Source organism: Vaccinium witches'-broom phytoplasma str. VAC (assembly GCF_000309405.1).
Classification (GTDB): domain Bacteria; phylum Bacillota_I; class Bacilli_A; order Acholeplasmatales; family Acholeplasmataceae; genus Phytoplasma.
The window spans coordinates 1-740 of sequence record NZ_AKIN01000188.1 but is presented as its reverse complement, the minus strand read 5'-3'; the positions used below and the strand labels follow the sequence as shown (position 1 = coordinate 740).

Below are 740 nucleotides of genomic sequence, written 5' to 3'. Positions count from 1 at the left end.
AGATGCTGGATTTACAGCAAAAGATTTCAAAAAATATAATTATTCTGCTTATGATTTAAGTTATGGTGGTTATACAGCTAAAGAATTAAGAGATGCTGGATATATAGATACAGAAATATTAAATTCTCCATTTACAGCTGGAGAATTCAGAGATGCTGGATATACAGCAAAAGAAGTAAGAAAATATAAAAATTATTCTGCTATTTGGTTCTTTTGTGATAATTATACAGCTAAGGATTTAAATGATGCTTTATTTACATTCGAAGAAATAAAATCTGCTGGGTATACAAAGGAACAATTAAAAGCTGCTGGAATAAACATTTAAACAACTAAAACTGAACGCAAAATAACGTATTTTAATGTATAAAGGATTATAAGATTGAATATGCAATTTTCTTTTAGATCTGTGTTTGCTGATTCCGCTTTGTTTATCCTCACAAAATAGTAAACCTTTCTTTTTAGAGAACTTGGTAGCTTCATCCGTTTGTCAATCCTCACACCGTTAAGTAAACTTTTATTTTGTTTTGAACGTATAAAAATGAGTTTCTTTTAACGAAATTTTTATACGTTCAAAACAAAATAAAAGTTTATAGTGTGTGTAGGATTGACAAATACGGATTAATGAAGCTACCAAGCGACTTTATACATGTTAATATTGAATTTTTTACAAATATAAATTATAAGGAATATGCAAATGTTATTAAATTTAAACGATTACACTATGAATAAAAAAGATGTTA

General features: G+C 27.0%; 1 pseudogene. It reads left to right on the top strand.

The features are described from left to right. Positions 1-325 (top strand): annotated as a pseudogene (locus RI68_RS03985) (type IVB secretion system protein DotG/IcmE); the annotation flags it as partial. Positions 326-740: the final 415 nt, after the last annotated feature.